The sequence below is a fragment of the Amycolatopsis sp. NPDC114505 genome, from assembly GCF_055633615.1.
In genome coordinates this window covers 354,381-377,102 of the sequence record NZ_JBVKDV010000004.1, presented here as the reverse complement: position 1 = coordinate 377,102, position 22,722 = coordinate 354,381, and the positions used below count along the sequence as shown (strand labels likewise).

27 protein-coding genes are annotated in these 22,722 nt (G+C 72.6%); 17 read left to right on the top strand and 10 right to left on the bottom strand.

Going from position 1 to position 22,722, the window contains the following annotated elements; all coding sequences use genetic code 11:
• Window positions 1-64 precede the first annotated feature (64 nt).
• From ACZ7OU_RS39985 to ACZ7OU_RS39965, 5 genes are all read right to left on the bottom strand, one after another.
• Window positions 65-1,453: a sensor histidine kinase gene (locus ACZ7OU_RS39985; protein WP_470259269.1), complete on the bottom strand. Its 1,389-nt coding sequence runs from the start codon at window positions 1,451-1,453 to the stop codon at window positions 65-67.
• Window positions 1,450-2,136 (bottom strand): response regulator, encoded by a 687-nt coding sequence (locus tag ACZ7OU_RS39980; RefSeq protein WP_470246148.1) that lies wholly within the window; start codon window positions 2,134-2,136, stop codon window positions 1,450-1,452. Before ACZ7OU_RS39980 ends, ACZ7OU_RS39985 begins: the two co-directional genes overlap by 4 nt.
• Window positions 2,137-2,181: 45 nt before the next feature.
• Window positions 2,182-2,370: a hypothetical protein gene (locus tag ACZ7OU_RS39975; protein WP_470246149.1), complete on the bottom strand. Its 189-nt coding sequence runs from the start codon at window positions 2,368-2,370 to the stop codon at window positions 2,182-2,184.
• The gene (locus ACZ7OU_RS39970; protein ID WP_470246150.1) at window positions 2,367-2,771 is read right to left on the bottom strand and encodes a hypothetical protein; all 405 of its coding nucleotides are present in this window, start codon (window positions 2,769-2,771) and stop codon (window positions 2,367-2,369) included. Before ACZ7OU_RS39970 ends, ACZ7OU_RS39975 begins: the two co-directional genes overlap by 4 nt.
• A 293-nt stretch (window positions 2,772-3,064) precedes the next feature.
• Window positions 3,065-3,586 carry a TetR/AcrR family transcriptional regulator gene (locus ACZ7OU_RS39965; RefSeq protein WP_470259268.1) on the bottom strand — a complete coding sequence of 174 codons (522 nt, stop codon included), beginning with the start codon at window positions 3,584-3,586 and terminating at the stop codon, window positions 3,065-3,067.
• Window positions 3,587-3,609: 23 nt separating this feature from the next.
• On the opposite strand from ACZ7OU_RS39965, the gene ACZ7OU_RS39960 reads away from it, so the two are divergent.
• The 6 genes from ACZ7OU_RS39960 (at window position 3,610) to ACZ7OU_RS39935 (ending at window position 7,670) form a co-directional block, all read left to right on the top strand.
• The gene (locus ACZ7OU_RS39960; RefSeq protein WP_470259267.1) at window positions 3,610-4,053 is read left to right on the top strand and encodes an SRPBCC family protein; all 444 of its coding nucleotides are present in this window, start codon (window positions 3,610-3,612) and stop codon (window positions 4,051-4,053) included.
• Between the two features lie 66 nt (window positions 4,054-4,119).
• Window positions 4,120-4,695, top strand: coding sequence for a TetR/AcrR family transcriptional regulator (locus tag ACZ7OU_RS39955; protein ID WP_470246492.1), 576 nt, complete (start codon window positions 4,120-4,122; stop codon window positions 4,693-4,695).
• A gap of 40 nt (window positions 4,696-4,735) precedes the next feature.
• Window positions 4,736-5,107 (top strand): winged helix-turn-helix transcriptional regulator, encoded by a 372-nt coding sequence (locus ACZ7OU_RS39950; protein ID WP_470246153.1) that lies wholly within the window; start codon window positions 4,736-4,738, stop codon window positions 5,105-5,107.
• A gap of 41 nt (window positions 5,108-5,148) precedes the next feature.
• Window positions 5,149-5,910 carry an isocitrate lyase/PEP mutase family protein gene (locus tag ACZ7OU_RS39945; protein ID WP_470246154.1) on the top strand — a complete coding sequence of 254 codons (762 nt, stop codon included), beginning with the start codon at window positions 5,149-5,151 and terminating at the stop codon, window positions 5,908-5,910.
• A gap of 40 nt (window positions 5,911-5,950) precedes the next feature.
• Window positions 5,951-6,961 carry an aminotransferase class V-fold PLP-dependent enzyme gene (locus ACZ7OU_RS39940; protein WP_470246155.1) on the top strand — a complete coding sequence of 337 codons (1,011 nt, stop codon included), beginning with the start codon at window positions 5,951-5,953 and terminating at the stop codon, window positions 6,959-6,961.
• A gap of 34 nt (window positions 6,962-6,995) precedes the next feature.
• Window positions 6,996-7,670, top strand: coding sequence for a hypothetical protein (locus tag ACZ7OU_RS39935; protein WP_470246156.1), 675 nt, complete (start codon window positions 6,996-6,998; stop codon window positions 7,668-7,670).
• Window positions 7,671-7,729: 59 nt separating this feature from the next.
• On the opposite strand, the gene ACZ7OU_RS39930 is transcribed toward ACZ7OU_RS39935, so the two are convergent.
• Window positions 7,730-8,662, bottom strand: a complete 933-nt coding sequence (locus tag ACZ7OU_RS39930) for a ferritin-like domain-containing protein (protein WP_470246157.1) — start codon at window positions 8,660-8,662, stop codon at window positions 7,730-7,732.
• Window positions 8,663-8,783: 121 nt separating this feature from the next.
• On the opposite strand from ACZ7OU_RS39930, the gene rimP reads away from it, so the two are divergent.
• The 7 genes from rimP (at window position 8,784) to ACZ7OU_RS39895 (ending at window position 15,559) form a co-directional block, all read left to right on the top strand.
• The gene (gene rimP, locus ACZ7OU_RS39925; RefSeq protein ID WP_470246158.1) at window positions 8,784-9,317 is read left to right on the top strand and encodes a ribosome maturation factor RimP; all 534 of its coding nucleotides are present in this window, start codon (window positions 8,784-8,786) and stop codon (window positions 9,315-9,317) included.
• Window positions 9,314-10,360, top strand: coding sequence for a transcription termination factor NusA (gene nusA / locus ACZ7OU_RS39920; protein ID WP_470259266.1), 1,047 nt, complete (start codon window positions 9,314-9,316; stop codon window positions 10,358-10,360). The genes rimP and nusA overlap by 4 nt, the downstream gene beginning before the upstream one ends.
• A gap of 77 nt (window positions 10,361-10,437) precedes the next feature.
• Window positions 10,438-10,755, top strand: coding sequence for a YlxR family protein (locus ACZ7OU_RS39915; protein WP_470246160.1), 318 nt, complete (start codon window positions 10,438-10,440; stop codon window positions 10,753-10,755).
• 78 nt (window positions 10,756-10,833) lie between these two features.
• Window positions 10,834-13,836, top strand: coding sequence for a translation initiation factor IF-2 (gene infB, locus ACZ7OU_RS39910; protein ID WP_470246161.1), 3,003 nt, complete (start codon window positions 10,834-10,836; stop codon window positions 13,834-13,836).
• A 79-nt stretch (window positions 13,837-13,915) separates the two neighbouring features.
• Complete coding sequence (locus tag ACZ7OU_RS39905; RefSeq protein ID WP_470246162.1) at window positions 13,916-14,209, top strand: DUF503 domain-containing protein; 294 nt, start codon at window positions 13,916-13,918, stop codon at window positions 14,207-14,209.
• An 18-nt stretch (window positions 14,210-14,227) separates the two neighbouring features.
• The gene (gene rbfA, locus ACZ7OU_RS39900; RefSeq protein ID WP_470246163.1) at window positions 14,228-14,731 is read left to right on the top strand and encodes a 30S ribosome-binding factor RbfA; all 504 of its coding nucleotides are present in this window, start codon (window positions 14,228-14,230) and stop codon (window positions 14,729-14,731) included.
• A gap of 3 nt (window positions 14,732-14,734) precedes the next feature.
• Entirely contained in the window at window positions 14,735-15,559 is an 825-nt protein-coding gene (locus ACZ7OU_RS39895; RefSeq protein ID WP_470246164.1) for an alpha/beta hydrolase, read from the top strand.
• Here the strand turns inward: ACZ7OU_RS39895 and ACZ7OU_RS39890 are convergent.
• Entirely contained in the window at window positions 15,551-16,174 is a 624-nt protein-coding gene (locus ACZ7OU_RS39890) for a class I SAM-dependent DNA methyltransferase (RefSeq protein WP_470246165.1), read from the bottom strand. The genes ACZ7OU_RS39895 and ACZ7OU_RS39890 overlap by 9 nt on opposite strands.
• Window positions 16,171-16,713, bottom strand: coding sequence for a TetR/AcrR family transcriptional regulator (locus tag ACZ7OU_RS39885; protein WP_470246166.1), 543 nt, complete (start codon window positions 16,711-16,713; stop codon window positions 16,171-16,173). The genes ACZ7OU_RS39890 and ACZ7OU_RS39885 overlap by 4 nt, the downstream gene beginning before the upstream one ends.
• 171 nt (window positions 16,714-16,884) lie before the next feature.
• On the opposite strand from ACZ7OU_RS39885, the gene ACZ7OU_RS39880 reads away from it, so the two are divergent.
• Window positions 16,885-17,112 (top strand): hypothetical protein, encoded by a 228-nt coding sequence (locus ACZ7OU_RS39880; protein ID WP_470259265.1) that lies wholly within the window; start codon window positions 16,885-16,887, stop codon window positions 17,110-17,112.
• 20 nt (window positions 17,113-17,132) lie between these two features.
• Entirely contained in the window at window positions 17,133-18,287 is a 1,155-nt protein-coding gene (locus tag ACZ7OU_RS39875; RefSeq protein ID WP_470259264.1) for an SPFH domain-containing protein, read from the top strand.
• 27 nt (window positions 18,288-18,314) lie between these two features.
• On the opposite strand, the gene ACZ7OU_RS39870 is transcribed toward ACZ7OU_RS39875, so the two are convergent.
• On the bottom strand, window positions 18,315-19,346 hold the full coding sequence (locus tag ACZ7OU_RS39870; RefSeq protein ID WP_470259263.1) for a TRM11 family SAM-dependent methyltransferase: 1,032 nt from the start codon (window positions 19,344-19,346) through the stop codon (window positions 18,315-18,317).
• A 25-nt stretch (window positions 19,347-19,371) separates the two neighbouring features.
• Here ACZ7OU_RS39870 and ACZ7OU_RS39865 point away from each other — a divergent pair, with 25 nt between their 5' ends.
• Window positions 19,372-20,361, top strand: a complete 990-nt coding sequence (locus ACZ7OU_RS39865) for a DHH family phosphoesterase (protein WP_470259262.1) — start codon at window positions 19,372-19,374, stop codon at window positions 20,359-20,361.
• A 51-nt stretch (window positions 20,362-20,412) separates the two neighbouring features.
• Window positions 20,413-21,732, top strand: coding sequence for an MATE family efflux transporter (locus ACZ7OU_RS39860; RefSeq protein ID WP_470259677.1), 1,320 nt, complete (start codon window positions 20,413-20,415; stop codon window positions 21,730-21,732).
• 158 nt (window positions 21,733-21,890) lie between these two features.
• Here the strand turns inward: ACZ7OU_RS39860 and ACZ7OU_RS39855 are convergent, their stop codons facing one another.
• Complete coding sequence (locus ACZ7OU_RS39855) at window positions 21,891-22,703, bottom strand: SDR family oxidoreductase (RefSeq protein WP_470246171.1); 813 nt, start codon at window positions 22,701-22,703, stop codon at window positions 21,891-21,893.
• Window positions 22,704-22,722 lie beyond the last annotated feature (19 nt).

Genomic DNA, 22,722 nt, shown 5'->3' with positions numbered 1-22,722 from the left:
GATCGGAGGGGCATCACCTGTGATTGGCGGGGCATCACGCGTGTTTAGAGGGGCATCACGGTGTTCAGGGGCGGCGGAGGGGGACTGTGGCTGCTGAGGCGGCCAGGGGGAACGTGATCGTGAACGCCGCGCCGCCCTCCGGGGCGGGGCCGGCGGTCAGGCCCCCGCCCATGCGGGTGACCAGGCCGTGGACCAGGGCCAGGCCGATGCCCGACCCCACCGGGCGGCGGTCGCGGTAGCGGGCGTTCAGGACCCCGCGCTCGAACGCCACCGGGTAGTCCTCCGGGGCCAGACCGGGGCCGCCGTCGCGGACCGACAGGGACGCCTCGGACGGCGACGCCGACAGCGAAAACACCATGGGCGCGCCGGCCGGCGTCACGCGCAGGGCGTTCTCCGCCAGCCCGTCGACCACCTGACGCAGCCGCCGCGCGTCCGCCAGCACCGGGACCGGGGACGCGGGCACCGAAACGGACAGCCGTACGTCCTCGCGCGCGCACCGCAGCTGCCACACGTCGGCGCAGTCGCGGACCAGCGCGCCCAGGTCCAGCGACGTGACGTCCAGCCGGAACTCGTCGGCGCCCAGCCGCGCCAGCTCCAGCAGGTCGGACACCAGCCGCTCCAGCCGCGCGGCCTCCCGCTGGATCGTCTGCCCGGCGCGGATCGCGTCGTGCCCCGACGCGACGCCGTCCGCGATCGCCTCGGCGAACCCGGTCACGGCGGTCAGCGGCGTCCGCAGCTCGTGCGACACCGACAGCAGGAAGTCCCGCTGCCGCGCTTCGCTCACCGCCAGCGCGTCGGCCAGCGAGTTCAGCGACCCGGCGACCTCGGCCACCTCACGCGGCCCCTGCACCGGCACCCGGACGTCCCGCCGCCCCGCCCGCAGCGATCCCGCGGCGAGCGCGGCCCGGCGCAGGGGACGGCCCAGCAGCCGGCCGGAAACCCAGCCCGCGAGCGCGGCCACCAGCAGCCCGATGCCCAGCGCCAGCGCGATGTTGCGCACCAGCGCGCGTTGCGTCGCTTCGGCGCTGCGGGCCGGCTGCACCAGCGCGAACGCCGCCCCGCGCGTGCCGACCACCCGCGTCTCGACGAGGTACTGCGCGCCGCCGGCCGTGACGCGCCCGGAGTGGTCCGCGCCGAGCCCGAGCTTGCCCGCGGCCTGCACGGCGACCGCGTCCCCGGCCGCCTGCCCGCCCGCGCGCCGGACCACCACGGAGATGCCCTGCCCGCGCACGACGTCGGCCACCTTGCCCACGCCGAGCCGGTTCCCGATGCCGGTCTCGTCGAGCTGCGACGCCACGACGTCGGCCTGCGCGGCCAGCGACGACTGCAGCACGTTGTCCGCCGTGGTCCGGATCAGCCGGGCCGCGACGAGCCCGGCCACGATCACCGCCACGCCCGCGACGGCGAGGCAGACCAGCGTGATCCGCCCGGCCAGGGTGCCGCGGTACCTCATGCCGGGTCCGCCGCGTAGCCGATGCCGCGCACCGTCCTGATCGGACTGGCGAGGCCGAGTTTCGCCCGCAGCTGCGCCACGTGGACGTCCACCGTCCGCGTCCCCGCCGCCGCGGCGTACCCCCAGACGGCGCTCAGCAGCTGGTCGCGCGAAAGCACCTGCCCGGGGTGCCGGAGCAGGTGCGTCAGGAGGTCGAACTCCGTCGAAGTAAGGGAAACCTCGGCGTCCCCCGCCCAGGCGCGACGGCTGGTGAGGTCGACGCGCGCGCCGCCGACGGTCAGCACCGAGGCGGCCGGCGTCGCCCCCGACGCGCGGCGCAGCACCGTCCGGACCCGGGCGGCCAGCTCGCGCGGGCTGAACGGCTTCGTCAGGTAGTCGTCGGCGCCGATCTCCAGGCCCAGCAGGCGGTCCAGCTCGTCGTCGCGGGCGGTGACGAACAGCACCGGCGTCCAGTCCCCGGCCGCGCGCAGCGCCTTGCAGATCTCGATACCGTCCATTCCGGACAGTCCGATGTCGAGCACGATCGCCACCGGCTTGAGCCGCCGGACGGCGTCGAGCGCCCGCCCGCCGTCCGCCTCGACGTGCACGCCGAAGCCGTCGCGCTTGAGGTACAACGCCGCCAGCTCGGCGATCGCGGCCTCGTCCTCGACCACGAGGACGAGGCCGCGCCCCGGTGACCCCATGCCTGCTCCCGTCTCCGCCGCTGTCAGAGGGGAGACGCTAGCCGGTCAGGGCGAGCCATCGCTGTTCATGTCCGACTCGATGCCGTTGAGTGTCGACTCGACGCCGCTCAGCTCGGACGACGCCGGCGCGCTCCCGGAGTCCGGGGAGCCCATCAGGTTGTCGCGGCAGGCCGAGCAGCCGAGCGCGATGAGCGCGGCGGCCCCGACCGCCGCCGCGACCCTCGCGCCCCTCACTTGGCCGGCTTGCAGTGGGCGGTGGCGAAGGCGTCGAGCTTCTGCTTCGCCGTGTTCAGCTCGCCGATCCGGCCCTGGCGCTTGGTGGCGCGGTCGTCGAGCTTCTTGGCCCGGTCCTCGTGCCCCGCGGTGCGCTGGTCCTGGGCCCGCGCCTTGAGGTTGGCGACCGAGCCGGCGACCTCGGCGCCGCCGTTGATCCGCTTCTCGAGGTTGGCGGCCTTCTTCTGCAGCTTCGGCACCCAGTCGCCGCAGACCTGCTGCGACTCCTCGGGGCTGAGCGTGATCGGCGCGACCGGCGCCGGCGACGTGGTCTGGGCCGAGGCCAGCGGCGCCGCCACCAGCAGGCAGGCCGCGCTCGCGCCGCCCGCCAGCGCCAGCCGCGTCCAGGTGGTTCCTCGCATGGTGTCTCCCTCGTGTCGTGCTTACGAGGAGAACTCTGGCCGGACGGTGTACGGGCGGCGTCCGCCCAGTGTTCGGGGTTTGTAAGGCCGATGGTGACCGACGTCCGCGGGGTCGAACGGCTGCCCGTCGGTGTCTCCGGCACCCCGAAGCTTGATTGTGACTACGGCCGGCCGCACCGCGTCAAGGCGGGAAAGATGCCTTGACCCGGCACTGCCGGCCGTGTTCTGGCTTCGGATCGGGGTGCGGGGGAGGTCTGGGTTCTCGCTCGTCCTCGTTCTCCGTGACCCTTGCGTCAGTAGCGTGCCGCGAACTGCTCCATCGCCGCGTTCACGACGTCCAGGTCGCCCGTCGTCACGAGGTCGAGCAGCAGCCCGCGGGTGACGGCCAGGCCGAGGCGCGCCTGCGCTGGCCGGTCGGCTTCTGGGACGCCTCGCTCGGCCAGCAGTGCCTCGATCGGGCCCAGCCAGTCCTCGATGACGCCGTCGAGGAACTCGGCCGTTCCCGGGGTGCCGCCCAGGGCCTGGCCGTAGAGCTGGAAGAAGAGCTTCTCGTTGGCGCGCAGGTCGTCCGCCGTCAGCCGGCGCCAGAACTCCGCTGGGTCTAGGCCGGCCAGTGCCTTCCGCTGCCGGGCCTCTACCTCGCGCGCCACCGCTGTGAGCAGGCCTTCCTTGGAGCCGAAGTGGTAGATCAGCATGCGGTGGCTCGTGCCGATCCCGGTGGCCAGTGTCCGCAGGCTCTGCTCCGCGCCACCGTGGTGGGCGATGTGGTCGATCGCCGCGTCGAGGAGCTTCGCGCGCGGGCTTGTGTCGATCATGTACCAGATGGTACACGTACCAAATGGTACAGAGAATTTCGGTCCGCGGGACGACGGACGCGGACGCCGACACCGTCTACGCGTTGCTGCGGGACGGTGCGAGCTGGCCCCGCTGGTCGCCGCTGGGGTCGTTCGAGCTGGTCCGCGAAGGTGTCGACGAGCCCGAAGGCCTCGGTGCGATCCGGCTGTTCCGGACCGGTGGTCTCCGCTCGTACGAGGAGATCGTCGCCCTCGAGCCCGGCCTGCGGTTCGGCTACGCGCTCGACCACGGCCTTCCCCTGCGGGACTACGTCGCCTACGTGGACCTGTCCCCGGTGGACGGCGGTGGCACGGAGATCCACTGGCACTCGACCTTCACGGCGAAGATCCCCGGCACCGGCTGGTTCTATCGCCGGTTCCTCGGCCGCTTCATCGGGCGGGTGGTCGCCGGGCTGGTCGACGCGGCCGGGGTGCGCGCGGCCCCATAAAGTGGGCGCATGTCAGCGCCACGACGGGGAACGACCGGCCGCACGCAGGAGGAACGCAGCGCGGCGATGCGCGTCCGGCTGCTCGACGCGACGATCGACTGCCTCGTCGAATACGGCTACGCGGGCACGACGACCACCCGGGTGGCCGATCGCGCCGGCGTCACGCGCGGCGCGCAGGTGCACCACTTCCCGACTAAGGCCGACCTGGTGACGTCGGCGATCCGGCACCTCGCCCGCAAGCGCACCGAGGTCGCGATGGCCGAGCTCGACCGCCTCCGCGCGTCCAGCGACCCGGTCGGCGACGCGCTGCAGCTGATGTGGGAGATGCACCAGGGCCCGGTGTTCTCGGCGACGGTCGAGCTGTGGGTCGCCGCCCGCACGGACCCGGAGCTGCGCGGGCAGATGGCGGAGGTCGAGCCGATCGCGACGTCCAGCCTGGTCGAGTTCGGCCGCGCGCTGCTGCCGGAGCACGCGGCGCACCACGAGTTCCTGCACGCGGTGTACACGGCGATGGACGTGGTGCGCGGCATCCTCATCGCGAGCTGGGCGACGCGGGACCAGGAGGAGCTGGAGGCCCGCTGGGAGCGCGGCCGCCGGCACCTGCGCCTCCTGTTCACCACCTTGATGGCCGCTACCGCCTGAACGGCGTGTTACTCTCCCTGGGAAAGTAAGGAGACGTGCCGTGCTGTCGAACCCGTACGATCGCAACTGCCCGACCCGTCAGCTGCTCGACCGCATCGGCGACCAGTGGACGGTGTTGATCGTCGGCGCCCTGAAGGACGGGCCGCTGCGGTTCACGGCGATCGGGCACCGGGTCGACGGGATCTCGCAGAAGGTCCTGACCCAGACGCTGCGCAGCCTGGTCCGCGACGGGATCCTGACCCGCACGGCGTACGCGGTGATCCCGCCGAAGGTGGAGTACGAGCTGACGACGCTGGGCCGCAACCTGTCCGAGCCGCTGGAGATGCTGGACCAGTGGGCCCGGCAGCACATGACGGCGGTCCAGGACGCCCGGGACGCCTACGACGCGGAGCACACCCCCGCGAGCGCGTGAGTTCGGCGCCCGCCGAAGCGTCGCGCGCCTAGGTTCGGGCCATGGACGAATTCCGTGCCCTGCACGTACCCGGGTCCCCGCTGCTGCTGCCGAACGCGTGGGAGTTCGGCGTCGGCGCCTTCCTCGCCGCGCAGGGTTTCCGCGCCCTCGGCACCACCAGCCTCGGCGTCTCCGCGGCAGCCGGTGAGCCCGACGGCGCGCCGTCGACGCGGGACGCCACCGTCGCACTGGCCCGCCGCCTCGCCCGGCTGGACGTCCTGGTCAGCGTCGACATCGCCGACGGCTTCAGCGCCGATCCCGCCGCCGTCGCCGACCTGGCCGCCGAGCTCGCCGACGCCGGTGCCGTCGGCGTCAACCTCGAAGACGGCCGTGCGGACGGCTCGCTCGCGCCGGTCGAACACCAAATAGCGCTGGTCGAGGCGGTGAAGGACCGCGTCCCGGACCTGTTCCTCAACGCCCGCACGGACACCCACTGGTCCGGCGACCGCTCGATCGACTCCGCCGAAGAACGCGTGAAGGCCTACGCGGCGGCCGGCGCCGACGGAGTCTTCGTGCCCGGCCTGGCCGACCCTGCCGACGTCGAGCGGGTCGTCGCCGCCGGGCTGCCGGTCAACCTGCTGTTCCTGCCCGGGAAGGTCACCTTCGCCGGGCTGGCGGAGCTGGGCGTCGCGCGGGTCAGCCTCGGCTCGCTGCCCTACCGGATGGCGCTGCGGGCCGCCGCGGAGACGGCGCTGGCGGTCCGCGACGGCGGTGCGCTGCCGCTGAGCCCGCCGGGCTACGCCGACGTCGTCGCGCTGCTGTAAGGGGTGAACTGTCCCGCGCGGGTCTGCTTGGCTCGAAGGCATGCGCGCCTTCGGAACCGACTTCGCCGTCCCGCCCGGCTACCTCAACACGCCCAGCGTCGGCATCCCGCCGGCCCCGGTGGCCGCCGCGGTGGCCGAGTCGGTCGAACGCTGGCGCACCGGCGCGACCCGGCCGGGGGAGTTCGACCAGTACGTCGACCGGTCGCGGGCCGGGTTCGCCCGGCTGCTCGGCGTCGAACCCGGGCGCGTCGCGATCGGCGCGTCGGTCTCGCAGCTGGTCGCGAACGTCGCCGCCGCGCTGCCGGACGGCACCCGCGTGCTCGCCGCCGAGGGCGACTTCACCAGCGTGACCTTCCCGTTCGCGGCTCAGGACGTCACGGTGACCGAAGTGCCGCTGGAGCTGCTGCCCGAGCGGGTCGAGGGCCACGACGTCGTCGCGGTGAGCGTCGTCCAGTCCGCCGACGGCCGGATCGTGGACCTCCCCGCGCTGCGGGCTGCCGCCGAGGCCGCCGGGGCGGCGGTGCTGCTCGACGCCACCCAGGCCGTGGGCTGGCTGCCCCTGGACGTCGCCTGGGCGGACTGGGTGGTCGCGGCGGGGTACAAGTGGCTGCTGTCGCCGCGCGGCTGCGCGTGGCTCGCCGTGCGGCCGGACGCGCACGAGCGCACCCGGGCGGTCGCGGCGAACTGGTACGCGGGGGAGGACCCGTGGGCCACCGTCTACGGCCTCCCGCTGCGCCTGGCCGGCGACGCCCGCGCGTTCGACCTCTCGCCGGTCTGGCTCGCCCAGGTCGGCGCCGCGGCCGCGCTGGAGTACCTCGGCGGCCTCGACCTCGCGCAGGTCGCGGCGCACAACACCGGCCTGGCCGACCTGCTGCTCGAGAAGCTCGGGCTGCCCCCGCGCGGCAGCGCGATCGTCTCGCTCGACGCCGATCCGGAGCGGGTCGCGGCGGCGGGGATCGTCTCGAGCGTCCGCGGCGGCCGGGTGCGGGTCGGCTTCCACCTCTACAGCACCGCTGACGACGTCGAACGCGTCTTACCCGCATTCGAGTGAACCGCTCCGGGACGGTGAACTACCGTATGGCCCCGTGGTTGGTGCGCATTTCACCCCAGGCCCGTCCGACACGGCCCCGCTGGGCGCGGTTCCCCCGCAGCCCCGGCCCCCGGCGCCCGGACCGCCGGCGCGCGACACCCGGTCCCTGCTGATCAGGGGCGCCGGGCTGGTCGCGATCGCCGTCGTCTCCGGGCTGCTGTGGTTCCTGATCCGGCACGACTCGACGCCCGACGGGCCGGTCGCGCAGCCGCCGGTCCAGAACACCGGGAAGTACCAGTTCACGCTGGTCGCCGGGCCGGCGAAGTCCAACGAGTGCGCCACGAAGTCGTACGGCAAGACGCACGACTTCTTCCAGGACAACGAGTGCCAGTCGCTGGTCCGCGCGCTCTACACGACGGAGTCGGGCGGCGCGAAGGCGCTGGTGTCGGTGGTGCTGGTCGGGATGCCGGACTCGACGAAGGCGAAGGCGCTCAAGACGCTGACCGAGCAGGACGGCACCGGCAACGTCACGGACCTGGTGAAGGACAAGACGTTCACCGGCGACGACGTCCCGAGCGTGAGCGGCTCGGACGCGGCGTACGCGTCGAGCGTGGACGGCACGAACACGACGATCGTGCTGGCCGACTTCTACGCGAAGCACAAGGACAAGAAGCTGATCGAGGCCATCGCGGACGACGCCGTGCGCCTGTCGGCCGACCTCAAGGGCTGACCCGCTCTCCCGAAAGCCGTGAAGGCCGGTAAGCAGGCCTTCACGGCTTCAGCAGGGGCTCAGCTCGCCTGGCCGGGCATCGCGATCGCCACCGGCTTCTCGCCCGCCTCGGACCGCCACGGCGTCCCGCGTCGCGAAGCCGCCACCAGCGCGTGCAGGGCCGTCGTGCGCAGGGCCCCGTCGTCGGTGTGGTTCACCACCGCCAGCCACGCCGACGCGCAGTCGGCCTCGGCCGTCGCGACGACCAGTGACGCCGACTTCGCGTCCGTCACCGGCTTCTTCGGCACGTACGCCGCTTCGGGCGCGACAGGCGTCGCCCCGGACGCGGACAGCATCGTCTGCAGCAGGTCGCGGCGCACGGCGTGCTCCGCCGCGCCGGCCTTCTCGCCCTCGGCGAAGTCGGCCGGCAGGAACGCGCTGACCAGGCCGTACACCCAGACGGCGGCGTGCTCGGCGGCGAGCGCCGTCTGCAGCGGGTCCACCGCCTCCGCCGGCACCGCGCCGGTGGTCCCGGCGATCGCCGGGGCGTCCTCGCCGGGGCCCAGCGCCGGGGCAGTGCGCTGCAGCGCCGCACAGCCCGCCGCCACCGCCGCGACGAGCCCGGCGCGGTAGCGCGGCAGCCCGCCGACGAGGTCTTCGGCCTGCTTGCGCGCGGTCGCCAGCCGCTCCTTCAGGTCACCCAGCGAGGCCGGCGCCGGCGGCGTCGCCGACGACGAGGGTTTCGGCCGGTTCAGCCGGTCCACTTCGGACTTCAGCGCGGCCGCGTGGGCCGCGCGCGCGTCGGCGAGCTGGCCGGCGGCGTCGGCGTTCTCGCCCTTGGCCAGCGTCCGCGCGGCGGCGGCGTCCGCCTCGGCGGCGGCCAGCAGCGGCTGCAACGGGTCGGGGCTCTCGTCGTAGCCGGGCCCGCACGCGGCCAGGGGGACGGCCAGCGCGGCCAGCGCCCCCGCGCGGAGGGCGGCACGACGGGTCAGGTCGGTCGGTCTTCCGGTCACGTCGGCCCATCCTGCCAGGCCCCGAGGTGGCCCCGCCGCTCGCGCGGGCCGAGGGGGCGACCGGATAAGCTGGTCCACCACCGACCCGCGCCACCGCGTTCCGAAACAAGGAGAGCCCCACGTGCCAGGAGAACTCGCCAGCCGGCTTCAGCCGATAGTGGCCGAAGCCGTCACCGCCGCGGGTTTCGACCTCGATTCGTTCGAGGTGCAGCAGGCCGGCCGGCGGCAGCTGGTCAAGGTCGTCGTCGACTCCGACGACGGTGTCGGGCTGGACGAGGTCGCCGAGGTCAGCCGCAAGGTCTCGGCGGCGCTCGACGAGAACGAGCACGTGCTCGCGAGCGCGTACACGCTGGAGGTCACCTCGCCGGGCCTCGACCGCCCGCTCGTCGAGCGGCGGCACTGGCGGCGCGCGCGGTTCCGCCTGGTGAAGATCACCCCGGCCGAGGGCACGGCCTTCGTGGGCCGGGTCGGTCACGCGGGCGAGGACGCCGCCCGCGTCCTCGAAGGCGGCAAGATCCGCGACGTCCGCTACGCCGACGTGGCGAAGGCGGTCGTGGAGATCGAGTTCAAGCAGCCGCCCGCCGAGGACCTGAAACTGCTCGAAGACGACGCGTCCGGCATGATCGCCGCCGAGACGGAGAAGGGGCAGAAGTGAACGTCGACATCGCCGCGCTGCGGGCGATCGAACGGGACAAGGACATCCCCTTCGAAACGGTGATCAAGGCCATCGAGACGGCCTTGCTCACCGCGTACAAGCACACCGAGGGCCACCAGTCGCACGCCCGCATCGACATCGACCACAAGACCGGCCTGGTGCGCGTGCTGGCGCGCACGCTGACCCACGACGGCGAGACCGACGAGGAGTGGGACGACACCCCCGAGGGCTTCGGCCGGATCGCCGCCACCACCGCGCGCCAGGTCATCCTGCAGCGGCTGCGCGACGCCGAGCACGAGAAGACCTTCGGCGAGTTCTCCACCAAGGAGGGCGAGATCGTCGCCGGCGTGATCCAGCGCGACGCCCGCGCCAACGCCCGCGGCATGGTCGTGGTCCAGGTGGGTGACACCGAGGGCGTGCTGCCGTCGGCGGAGCAGGTGGCCGGCGAGTCGTACGAGCACGGCAGCCGGATCAAGGCCTACGTCGTCACCGTCTCGCGCGGCAACCGTGGCCCGCAGATCACGCTCTCGCGCTCGCACCCCAACCTCGTGCGCAAGCTGTTCGCGCTGGAGGTCCCGGAGATCGCCGACGGGACGGTCGAGATCGCCGCCGTCGCGCGCGAGCCGGGGCACCGCACGAAGATCGCCGTGAAGTCCACCGTGGCGGGCGTGAACGCCAAGGGCGCCTGCATCGGCCCGGTCGGCGCGCGCGTGCGCAACGTGATGAGCGAGCTGGCCGGTGAGAAGATCGACATCATCGACTACTCGGAGGATCCGGCCCGGTTCGTGGGGAATGCCCTGTCCCCGGCGAAGGTTGTTTCGGTACGAGTAGTGGACGAGCGGGCGAAGACCGCCCGCGTCGTGGTGCCGGACTTCCAGCTGTCGCTGGCGATCGGCAAGGAGGGCCAGAACGCCCGCCTCGCCGCCCGCCTGACCGGCTGGCGGATCGACATCCGCAGCGACGCCGCACCGGTGGACGACGAGGGTGATCAAGACCACGCCGGTCCGTCGCGGCCCGCCGCGGCAACCGGTTCGGCTGAGTGAAGGTCGAAGCGCTAGACTCAGGAGTGGTTCAACGCCCGCGGCGGGTAGCCGAGCACCAGCCCCACCGGAATTCTCCGGTGCGGACTTGTGTCGGCTGCAAGCGGCGGGCATTGATCGGTGAGCTGCTGCGCGTGGTCGCGGTGGCCGGGCGGGTGGTCGTCGACGAACGTCGGCGGCTGCCGGGCCGGGGAGCTTGGCTGCACCCCGACCCGGACTGCCTGGCCAAGGCCGAACGGCGGCGAGCCTTCCCGAGAGCCTTGCGGGCTCCCGGGGCGCTCGACGTTCGCGAGGTCGGCGAGCACGTCGGGCGCACCACTTCGCACCACGAGGCCGGGACATACCCGGCTTCGCGAGGAACCAAGGAAGCAGGTCGACCCGTCATGAGTCAGCCGTGAAGCTGAAGCCATGAACGCGAGACAATAAGGACGAGGTCAGCGGGTTCTCCGCCTGGCCTCCCCTAGATGAGGAGAGCTGTGCCAGGCAAGGCCCGAGTACACGAGCTCGCTAAGGAGCTCGGCATTACCAGCAAGGACGTTCTCGCGAAGTTGAAGGAACAAGGCGAGTTCGTAAAGTCCGCGTCGTCCACGGTCGAGGCGCCCGTCGCCCGCCGTCTCCGGGACGCGTACGCGCCCAAGGGCGCCAAGAAGCCCGCTCCGACCCCCGGTCCGTCGGCGCGCCCCGGGCCCCCGGCCGCCAAGCCGGGCGCTCCCGCGCCCAAGCCCGCGTCGCCCGCTCCCCAGCAGCAGGCGCCCGCGGCGAAGGCCGCCCCCGCGGCGGCCCCGCAGCAGCAGGCACCGGCTTCGAAGCCGGCCGCCGCACCGGGTGGCCGTCCCGCGGGCCCCGGTCCGCGTCCCGGCCCGCGTCAGCAGCCGGCCGCGCCCGCTCCCCAGGAGCAGGTCCCGGCCGCGAAGGCCGAAGCGCCCGCCGCACCCAAGCAGGAGACCCCGGCCGCGCCCTCGGGCAACACCGGTTCGGTCGTCCCGCCGAAGCCGCAGGGCCCCAAGCCCGGCGGTCCGAAGCCCGGTCCGCGCACCCCGCGGGTCGGCAACAACCCGTTCGGCGTCGGTTCCGGCGCCCCGCCGCGTCCGCAGGGCCCGCGCCCGGGTGGCGGCCAGGGCGGCGACAACCGCCCGCCGCGTCCCGGCGGGACCGGTGGCGGCGGTGACCGTCCGGCTCCCCGTCCCGGTGGCGGCGCCGGTGGCAACCGGCCGAGCCCGGGCAACATGCCCCCGCGGCCGAACCCCGGCATGATGCCGGGCCGCACGCAGCGCCCGGCCGGTCCCGGCGGTGGCGCTCGCGGTGGTCCCGGTGGCGGCGCCCGTGGCGGCCCCGGTGGCGGCGGCGGTCGTCCCGGTGGCGGTGGCGGCGGTGGCTTCCGCGGCGGTCCCGGTGGCGGTGGCGGCGGCGGTGGCTTCCGCGGCGGCCCCGGCGGCGGCGGTCCCGGTGGCGGCGGTGGCGGTTTCCGTCCGGGTGGCGGCACCGGTGCCCCGGCCGGCGGCGGCGGTTTCCGCGGCGGCGGCGGTGGCCGTGGTGGCCCCGGTGGCCGTGGTGGCACCGCGGGTGCCTTCGGGCGTCCGGGTGGTCCCTCGCGCAAGGGTCGCAAGTCGAAGCGGCAGAAGCGCCAGGAGTACATGGACAACATGCAGGCGCCCAGCGTCGGCGGCGTCCGCCTGCCCAAGGGGCAGGGCGAGACGATCCGGCTGCCGCGGGGTGCTTCGCTGACCGACTTCGCCGAGAAGATCGACGCCAACCCGGCTTCGCTGGTGCAGGTGCTCTTCCACCTCGGCGAGATGGTCACCGCGACGCAGTCCGTGTCGGACGACATCCTCGAGCTGCTCGGCGGCGAAATGAACTACACGGTTCAGGTCGTCAGCCCCGAGGAAGAAGACCGCGAGCTGCTGGAGACCTTCGACATCACCTACGGCGACGACGCCGGTGGCGAAGAGGACCTGCAGGTCAGGCCGCCGGTCGTGACCATCATGGGTCACGTCGACCACGGTAAGACCCGACTGCTCGACACGATCCGGAAGACGAAGGTCCGCGAGAGCGAGGCCGGCGGCATCACGCAGCACATCGGTGCGTACCAGATCGAGACCGAGCTCGAGGGCAACCCGCGCCTGATCACCTTCATCGACACCCCGGGTCACGAGGCGTTCACCGCCATGCGTGCCCGTGGTGCCAACTCGACCGACATCGCGGTGATCGTGGTGGCGGCCGACGACGGTGTGATGCCGCAGACGGTCGAGGCGATCAACCACGCGCAGGCCGCCAAGGCCCCGATCGTGGTCGCGATCAACAAGATCGACAAGGAAGGCGCGAACCCGGACAAGATCCGGCAGCAGCTGACCGAGTACGGCCTGGTCGCCGAGGAGTACGGCGGCGACACGATGTTCGTCGAGATCTCCGCGCGGCAGAACATCAACATCGACGGCCTGCTCGAGGCGATCCTGCTGACCGCCGACGCCGCTCTGGACCTCCGGGCCAACCCGGACATGGAGGCCCAGGGTGTCGCGATCGAGGCGCACCTCGACCGCGGCCGCGGCCCGGTGGCCACCGTCCTGGTCCAGCGCGGCACGCTGCGCGTCGGCGACTCGGTCGTGGCGGGTGACGCCTACGGCCGCGTCCGCCGGATGGTCGACGAGCACAACGTCGACGTCACCGAGGCGCTGCCGTCGCGTCCCGTCCAGGTCATCGGGTTCACCTCGGTGCCGGGTGCGGGCGACACCTTCCTGGTGGTCGACGAGGACCGCGTCGCCCGGCAGATCGCCGAGCGCCGCGCCGCTCGCACGCGCAACGCGCTCAACGCGTCGCGCCGCAAGCGGGTCAGCCTCGAGGACCTCGACTCCGCCTTGAAGGAGACGAACAGCCTCAACCTGATCATCAAGGGTGACAACTCGGGTACGGTCGAGGCCCTCGAAGCCTCGCTGCTCCAGCTGGACGTCGGCGACGAGGTCGAGCTGAACGTGGTCCACCGCGGTGTCGGTGGCGTGACCGAGTCGGACATCGACCTGGCGACCGCGTCCGACGCGATCGTCCTCGGGTTCAACGTCCGCGCCCAGGGCAAGGCGACCGAGCGGGCCACCCGCGAGGGCGTCGACGTCCGGTACTACACGGTCATCTACCAGGCGATCGACGAGATCGAGCAGGCCCTCAAGGGCATGCTCAAGCCGGAGTACGAAGAGGTCGAGCTGGGCCGCGCGGAGGTTCGCGAGGTCTTCAAGTCCTCCAAGATCGGCACGATCGCGGGTTGCCTGGTCATGTCCGGCGAGATCCGGCGCAACGCCCGGGCCCGTCTGCTCCGCGACGGCACCGTCGTGGCGGAGAACCTGCCGATCAGCTCGCTGCGGCGGTTCAAGGACGACGTGGTCGAGGTCCGTGAAGGTTACGAGTGCGGTCTCACGCTGGGCTCGTACGGCGACCTCAAGGTCGGCGACCTGATCGAGACCTACGAGCAGCGCGAGAAGCCGCGCGCGTAAGGCGTGTGTCCCCGGGTGTGCGGTTTCGGCCGCACACCCGGGGATTCGCTTCCCATTCCTACGACACCACCCATTGCCTATGTTCGTCGGAGCCCTCGAGCTCGACATCCTGCTCGGTGACGTCCATTCGCTGAAGCAGAAGCGATCCGTGGTCCGTCCGGTGCTGGCGGAGGTGCGCAAGCGCTTCGACGTCTCGGTGGCCGAAGCCGGGCACACCGACCTGCACCGCCGGACCCTCATCGGGGTGGCCGTGGTCGCCGAAGGTGGCGAACACGTGCGTGACGTGCTCGACTCGTGTGAGCGGTACGTGGCGAGCAGGCCGGAGTTCGAACTGCTTTCCGCGCACCGCCGGCTGCTCGGCCCGGACGACTGACTTTTCTAGGAGAACGACATGGCTGATCCGGCTCGGGCTCGCAAGCTCGCCAAGCGGATCTCGCAGATCGTGGCGTCCGCGATCGAACACGAGGTCAAGGACACCCGGCTCGACTACGTGACCATCACGGACACGAAGGTCACCGGCGACCTGCACGACGCCACGGTGTACTACACGGTGCTCGGCGAGAAGCTGGACGTCCCCCCGGACTTCGCCGGCGCCGCCGCCGCGCTCGAATCGGCGCGCGGGATGCTCCGCACGAAGGTCGGGCAGGGCACCGGGGTCCGCTACACCCCGACGCTGACGTTCGTCGCGGACACCATCCCCGAGGAGTCGAAGCGGATCGAGGACCTCCTCGCGAAGGCCCGCGAGGCCGACGCGGAGGTCGCGCGTCGCTCGGCCGGTGCCCAGCACGCCGGCGATGTCGACCCGTACAAGGCGCCTCGCGAAGACGCCGACGACGAAGACGACACCGAAGACGTCGAGGTCGACGAGTTCGCGGAGAAGGAGAGCCGGGGCTGACCCGTGCTCTCCCGCCGCGGCTTGCTCGCCGGCAGCGCACTGGCGCTGCTGGCGGGCTGCTCGGCTTCCCCGTCCGGGCCGCCGCCGGGCCCGCCCGCGGTGCCGGCGCCGACCGGTCCGTCCCCGGTGCGTGAGCCGGTGACGGTCCAGCGCATGCCGTCGGCCGCCCGCGGCACGGACGTCGACCTGGTCCTGATCACCCCCGAAGGCGTTCCGTCGTCGGGTTTGCCGGTGTGCTTGGCCCTGCACGGTCGCGGCGCTCGCGCGCGGACGTTCCTCGAACTGGGCGTCCCCGCCGCGCTGACGGCGGCCGTGCGCGCCGGCACCCCGCCGTTCGCGGTGGCCGCGGTCGACGGCGACCACTACTGGGCCGACGTCGGGTCCGGCGACGACCCGCAGCGGATGCTCACCGACGAAGTCCCGGGTTGGCTGGCGGGCCGCGACCTGCGTCCGGCGTCGGCGGTGTTCGGCATTTCCATGGGCGGCTTCGGCGCGTTGCGCTTCGCCCGCGCCCACCCGGACCTGAAGGCGGTCGCCACGGCGAGCGCGGCGCTGTTCGTCAGCTGGCCGGATGCCCGCAGCCGCAAGGTGTTCTCCGGCGAGGACAACTGGCGCGCGGAGGAACCGTTGCTGCACACGGAAGAGCTGCGCGCGGAGCAGCTGGGCATCTGGTGCGGCGACGCGGATCCGTTCCTGGGCGCGAACCGCAAGCTGGTGAAGGCCGCGAACCCGGCGGTGTCGAAGTTTTCGCCGGGCGGTCACAAGGACGAGTACTGGCGCGGGATCCTGCCGGACGTCCTGAAGTTCGTGGGACAGCGCCTAAGCTGACGCGCGCGCGAACAGGATCGCTTGCGACACCTTGTTTTCCGGGTTCAGCGACCACTCCGCCTCGACCGTGAACCCCGCCGCGCGCACCCGCTTCGCCAGCCACCACGGCTGCCGGAGGTGGACGTTCACCCGCATCGGGTGGCCGCCGTAGCCCTCGGTCTTCAGCCGGGTTCCCGCGCCGACGTGGTAGCCGATCATCAGCAGGCCGCCCGGCCGCAGGACGCGCCGGAAGTGCCCGAGGGTCACCGGGACGTCGTCGTCCGGGACGTGGATCAGGGACCAGAACGCCAGCACGCCCGCCACCGACGCGTCCGGCAGGGCCAGGTCCGTCATCGAACCGACCTCGAACCGCGGGCCGGGGTGCGTCCGGCGAGCGATGTCGATCATCGCCGGTGAAAGGTCGATGCCGGACGCGTCGACGCCCAGCGAGTGCAGGAACGCCGTGAACTGACCCGGGCCGCAGCCGACGTCCACCGCGGGGCCGTCGACCTCGGCGGCGAACAGGGTCAGCGCCGCCCGCATGTAGGGCTGGGAAGACAAGGCGTCCGAGGCGAATTCCGCGTAGCTCGAAGCGACCGTGTCGTACGACGTGCGGGTGTCCGCGAGCCAGCTCATCGCGCGCGCAGCCCGTCGAGGACCATGCCGAGCGCGCGCCGCCAGTCGGGGGTCGCCGTCGCCGCGGCGAACACGATCGCCAGGTCTTCGCCGCGGAAGTCCCGTCGCAACGCCCCGGCCTCCTGGGCCCGGGTGATGATCCGGTTCATCCGGGAAGCGTTGGCGTGCTTGGCTTTCTCCAGTCCGGACGCCGGATCGAAGACCCGTGAGCAGACTTCGGTGAAGCCCCGGTCGCTGACCTGCATCAGGACCGACCGTTCGAGGAAGAGCACGAAACCGTCCCAGGGGTCGTCGAGGGCGAGGGCTTCTTCGGTCACGGCTCGAGCTTCTTCGAGCGTCGGCAGGAACGCCGCTTCGACGAGGTCCGCTCGCGTCGGGAACCGGTTGTAGAGGGTGCCGATCGCGACCTCGGCGCGGCGGGCGATCTCGTCGAGCGGGGCGTCGACGCCCTTGGCGCCGAACACCTCCCGCGCGGCCGCGACCAGCGCCTCCCGGTTGCGCCGGGCGTCCGCGCGCAGGGGGCGTTGCTCGACCGTCACGCTCCGGAGTATAGCCAAGCCGGACATCCGTCCCCACGCGCGAGAGACCCGCGTGGTTGCCTCCTGATCGGAACCTCACAGTGCCCGCCGCCCGCGTCCGCCGGGAGCACAATGGGAACCAGCGGGGGCTCACCCGCACCGAGGCGGCCACCGAGGGGAGGTCGGGCACCCGTGCACTCCGACCTTTCGCCGGCCGGCCGGACCGGAGTCCTCCTCGTCGGCACCCGCGGGCAGCGGGGCCCGGGGGAGGTGCTGATCAGGATCCGGGGTGGGCTGGAAACCTTCCTGGCCTGGTCCGACACGGAGCTGCCGAAGGGCACGACCGTCCTGGTCGTGGAAACCCGGGGCCGGCGCACGGTCGACGTCGTGGCGTGGGACGCCTCGGATCCTGCTTCCTAAGTGTTCGCGGAAGGACAGCGGTGTTCGGTTATCGCGTTCCCGCCCCCAACGAGGCGATGCTCATCTCCGGGGGCAAGCACAGCAGCGGGTCGTCGCCGTTCCGGGTCGTCACCGGCCACGGCGCGTTCGTCATGCCGGTCTTCCGGAAAGTCCGGTTCCTGACGCTTTCCATGTGTGAGGCCGAAGTGACCGAAGTGTGCGTCACGAAACAGGCCATCGCGCTGACGGTCCGGGCGGTGATCGCGTTCAAGGTCGGCAACGACACCGAGAGCATCGTCAACGCCGGGCAGCGCTTCCTGTCCGACCAGGACCAGATGTCCGTGCTGACCGGCCGGATCTTCGCCGGCCACCTGCGCTCGATCATCGGGTCGATGACGGTCGAGGAGATCATCACCGAGCGGCAGAAGCTCGCGACCGAGGTGCTGGACGGCTCCGCGGTGGAGATGGCCAAGATCGGGCTGACCGTCGACGCGCTGCAGATCCAGTCGATCGACGACATGAAGCTCGGCTACATCGCCGCGATGGCCGCGCCGCACAACGCCGCCATCCAGCGGGACGCCCAAATCGCCCAGGCGGTGGCGAACCAGACGGCGGCCGAGGCCGAGCAGAAGTCGCAGCGGACGCAGGCGGAGTACGCCCGGCAGACGTCGATCGTGCAGGCGCAGTACCGCGCCGAGGTCGAGGCGGCGCAGGCCGAGGCCGCCCAGGCCGGGCCGCTCGCGCAGGCGAAGGCGCAGCAGGAGGTCATCGACGCGCGCACCGAGCTGGCCCAGCGCGAGGCCGAGCTGCGGCAGCAGCAGCTGGTCGCCGAGGTGATCAAGCCGGCCGACGCGGAGGCCGAGCGGATCCGCATCCTGGCGCTGGCCGAGGCGGAGAAGATGCGCGTGCAGGCGGAGGCGGCCGCGTCGAACAACCGCGTCGCGCTCGACCGGATGCTCATCGACCAGCTGCCGCAGATCGTCAAGGAGGCGGGACGCGGGCTGTCCGGTGCGAACGTCAACATCCTCAACGGCGCCGACGGTCTCGGCGAGATGGCCGCGGGGCTCGTCGGCCAGGGTCTGTCCATCTTGGACTCGGTGAAGCGCGGGCTGAGCACGCCGCCCGCGCCGGCCCCGGTGGCTCCGGAGGAGAACGGGCAAGCGCCGGCACCGGCGCGGGGTGAGCTGACCCAGTAGCGCTTTGTCGACTCAGGCTCTATCGGTTCAAGACGAGGGCTTCACCGCGACGACCAGGTCACGCAGGATGGCCTGGTCGACCCGGTGGGTGAACTCTTCCCACGGCCCGCCTTCGCGGACGTCGAGCCCGGACTTCCGCAGCACCTGGACGAGCTCCTCACGCGGCAGCACGGTCGTGTTCCAAGAGATGCCGAGCGCCCCGCCGGGACGCAGGACGCGCGTCCACACCGGGACGGCCGCCGCGAGCAGGTCGCGCGGGCTGCGCTGCAGACCGGCTTCGCGGTGGCTGCCGTGCTGCACGCCGTACGGCGCGTCGGTGACGATCACGTCGCACGAGTTCGCCCGCAGCACCTCGTCGGTCGTCAGCGTGTCGGCCTGGAAGTAGGTGAGTTTGCGGGTGTCGCCCGTTTTGTAGTCTTCCTTGTCCAGCGCGTACTCGATGTCGAGCCGGCGCCCGAGGCGGACCTTGTTGCGCCGCAGCTGTCCCGAGTCGGCGGTGTGCTTGACGCGCTTGTTGCGCAGCCACGTCTTGATGAACGCCTCGTAGGCCTCGAAGTCCTTGGCGTCGACGTCCAGCCCGGTGGCGTGCAGGCCGTACATGATCGCCTGGTTGAGCGTGGTGCCGCGGCCGCACAGCGGGTCCAGCAGGTACTTGGGCTTGCCAGAGAACGGGTCCGCGGTCGCCAGCAGCGTCACGTTCAGCAGGAGCTTCGTGAACGTCTCGTTGGTCTTGCCGGCGTACTTCAGGATGGTCAGCAGGTCCGAGTCGGCCTTCGCCAGCGGCGTCACGGTGACCGGGCGCAGGACGCCGTCACCGAGCTCGAACAGCGCGTACAGCGACGACAGGTTCGACAGCAGCGCGAGGTCGGGCTCGCCCAGGGGCGCCGAACTGGTGAAGCGCACGTAGCCGACGCCGCCGAGCTCGACCTCCTCGATCCCGGACAGCTCGGCCGACAGCGCCGCGCCGAACACCGCCAGCTCGGCGCGCAGCAGCGCGGGGGAGGAGGCGGCGTAGACCCGATTGGCGGACGGGTGGACCAGGATCACGTACTCAGGCATCCCGCAGAGCGTAGCGTGACGCACCGTGACCCCTACTTTGGCGCAGGACATCCGGGACGCGGCCGCCCTGCTCGCGTCGGCCACCGACGTGACGGTGCTCGGCCACGTCCGCCCGGACGCGGACGCCCTCGGCAGCGCGCTCGCCCTCGGCCGGGCGCTGCTCCAGCGTGGCGCTCGCGTCCGAGTGTCCTTCGGCGAGCCCGACGAGGCCCCGGAGACGCTGAGGTGGCTCGACGAGGACGGCCTGCTGACCCACCCGGACGACCTGCCCGACAGCGAGGCGCTGCTGGTCTGCGTCGACACGCCGGTGCCGAAGCGGCTGGGCCGGCTCGCCGGGCGCGTCGAGCTGGCCGGCTCGGTGCTGGTGGTCGACCACCACGCGACCAACACGTTCTACGGCACCTGCAACGTCGTCGACGAGTCCGCCGAGGCCAGCGCGATCCTCGTGTTCCGGATCCTGGACGCGCTGGGCGTGGAGCTCGACGAGCCGATCGCACGCGGGATCTACGCGGGGATCGTCACCGACACGAGCGGGTTCCGCCGCGCGAGCCCGGAGACGCACCGGATGGCGGCCCGGCTGCTGGAGGCGGGCGTCGACGCCGAAGCGGTGGTGCGGAAGATCGTCGACGAGCGGCCGTTCGCGTGGCTGCCGATGCTCTCGTCCGTGCTACGCGAGGCTTCTCTGGAACCGGATGCCGCGCAGGGCAAGGGTTTCGTGCACGCCGTGGTCCGCGTCGACGCCGCGCGGACGGTGCGCGCCGAAGAGGTCGAGTCGGTGATCGACGTCGTCCGCTCGGTGCGCGAGGCGGCCGTCGCGGCGGTGCTCAAACAGGACGTCACGAACCCGGCGCAGTGGCAGATCTCGTTGCGCTCCATCGGGATCGACGTCTCGGCGGTGGCGGCGGAGTTCGGCGGCGGCGGGCACCGGCAGGCCGCGGGCTGCATGATCGCGGGTACCGCCGAGGAGGTCCTGGCCGGGTTGCGGGAGGCGCTGGAGCGGGCGCCGCTGCTGTGACCTTCCCGACGGCCGGAACTGTCGGTCCCGGCGGTTAGAGTCCGGATCGTGGTGAACGTGGAGGAAACGGAGCGGATCCCCGCGAAGCGCGTGCTCGGCCTGGCCGTGCCCGCGCTCGGGGTGCTGGCCGCCGAGCCGTTGTACGTGCTGGTCGACACCGCGGTGGTCGGCCACCTGGGCGCGCTGCCGCTGGCCGGGCTCGCGCTCGGCGGCGTCGTGCTGGCCCAGGTGTCGAGCCAGCTGACGTTCCTGTCGTACGGCACGACGTCGCGCACCGCTCGGCTGCACGGCGCCGGCCGCCGGGCCGACGCGGTCCGCGAGGGCGTGCAGGCGACGTGGCTCGCGGTGTTCGTCGGGCTCTTCGTGCTGGTCGCCGGGCAGCTGCTGGCCTGGCCGATCGCGCGGGTGCTGTCGGGCAGCGACGAGGTCGCGTCGGCGGCGGTGTCGTGGATCCGGATCGCGCTGTTCGGGGCGCCGCTGATCCTGGTCACCATGGCCGGCAACGGCTGGATGCGCGGGGTCCAGGACTCCGCGAAGCCGTTGCGGTACGTCCTGGCGGGCAACGGGATCTCGGCCGTGCTCTGCCCGGTGCTCGTCTACTGGGCCGGGCTGGGGCTGGAGGGTTCGGCGATCGCCAACGTCGTCGCGCAGGTGATCTCGGCGGCGCTGTTCATCGCGGCCCTGGTGCGGGAGAAGGTCGGCCTGCGGCCGGACTTCACGGTGATGCGCGCGCAGCTCGGCCTCGGCCGCGACCTGGTGCTGCGCAGCCTGGCGTTCCAGGCGTGCTTCGTCTCGGCGGCGGCCGTCGCGGCCCGGACGTCGACCGAGGCGGTGGGCGCGCACCAGGTGGTGCTGCAGCTGTGGACGTTCCTGGCGCTGGTGCTCGACTCGGTCGCGATCGCGGCGCAGTCCCTGGTGGGGGCGGCACTCGGGGCGAACGCGGCGCGGCAGGCGCGGGGCGTGGCGGCGCAGATCACCGGGTACGGGCTGCTGCTGGGGTGCTTCCTGTGCGTGCTGTTCGCGGCGCTGTCGTGGGTGCTGCCGCACGCGTTCACGTCCGACCCGGGGGTGCTGGCGGAGATCCCGCACGCGTGGTGGTTCTTCGTGGCGCTGCAGCCGATCGCGGGGGTGGTCTTCGCCCTCGACGGCGTCCTGCTGGGAGCGGGCGACGCGGCCTTCCTCCGCAACGCGACCCTCGGCAGCGCGGCACTGGGCTTCCTGCCGCTGATCTGGGCGTCCCTGGGCTTCGGCTGGGGCCTGACGGGCATCTGGACCGGACTTTCGCTGTTCATGGTCCTCCGCCTGGCGTTCGTCCTGGTCCGCTGGCGCTCCGGAAACTGGGCGGTAACCGGCGCGATCCGCCCCGCCTGACGTGCTTGAACGGGCATCACGCGTGACTGAGCGGGCATCACGCGTGTCCAGGCGGGCATCACGCGTGATTGAGCGGGCATCGCCGTGATGCCTCTCCAATCACGCGTGATGCCTTTCCAGACACGCGTGATGCCTCCCTGATCACGCGTGATGCCCCTTCAAGCACGGGCTCGGCGGGCGTGACGGACCCGGCGGTCCACCATCCGGCGCAGGAACGGCGCGGCCAGCGGGCCCAAAGCCGCGAGCAGGGCCACCGACCGGTCCGGGTAGACCGCGTACCGCTCCCGCTCCACCGCCCGGACGATCGACGACGCGACGGCCTCGGCCGCCATCGGGCGGATCGTCCCGCTGATCGCCGCCGTCTCCGCCGGCTTCCAGCGGTTCTCCTCCACCAGTTGCGGCGTGTCGACGTCCGGTGGGTACACGCACGCGACGTGCACCCCGGCCGGGTTCAGCTCGTCCCGCAACGCCTCCATCAGCCCGCGCACCGCGAACTTCGCCGGCGCGTACGCCGTGTACCCGTAGATCCCCAGCACCGCGGCCGCCGACGAGATCGCCACGATCGACCCCGACCGCCGCCGGACCATCGACGGCGCCACCGCCCGGACCGCGTGCAGCGTCCCGAAGTAGTCGACCTCGACCATCCGCCGGAAGACCTCGTCGTCGAGCTCCAGGAACTCGCCCGGACGCGCCTGGCCCGCACACGTGACCAGCACGTCGCACGGCCCCGCCGCGGCCACCAGCTCCGCGAACGCCTGCTCCACTTCGGCCTGCGACGAGACGTCGGCGACGGCGGTCCGCACCGAGGCCCCGCGTGACTTCAGCGACACCGAAGCCTTCCGCAGCCGCGATTCGTCCCGCGCCACCAGCGACACCGACGCGCCGCGCGCGGCCAGCGCCGCCGCCGTCGCCAGGCCGATCCCGCTGGACCCGCCCGTGATCACCGCGTGCGCCCCGTGCAGCCCGGTCACGAAACCACCCCCGAATGTG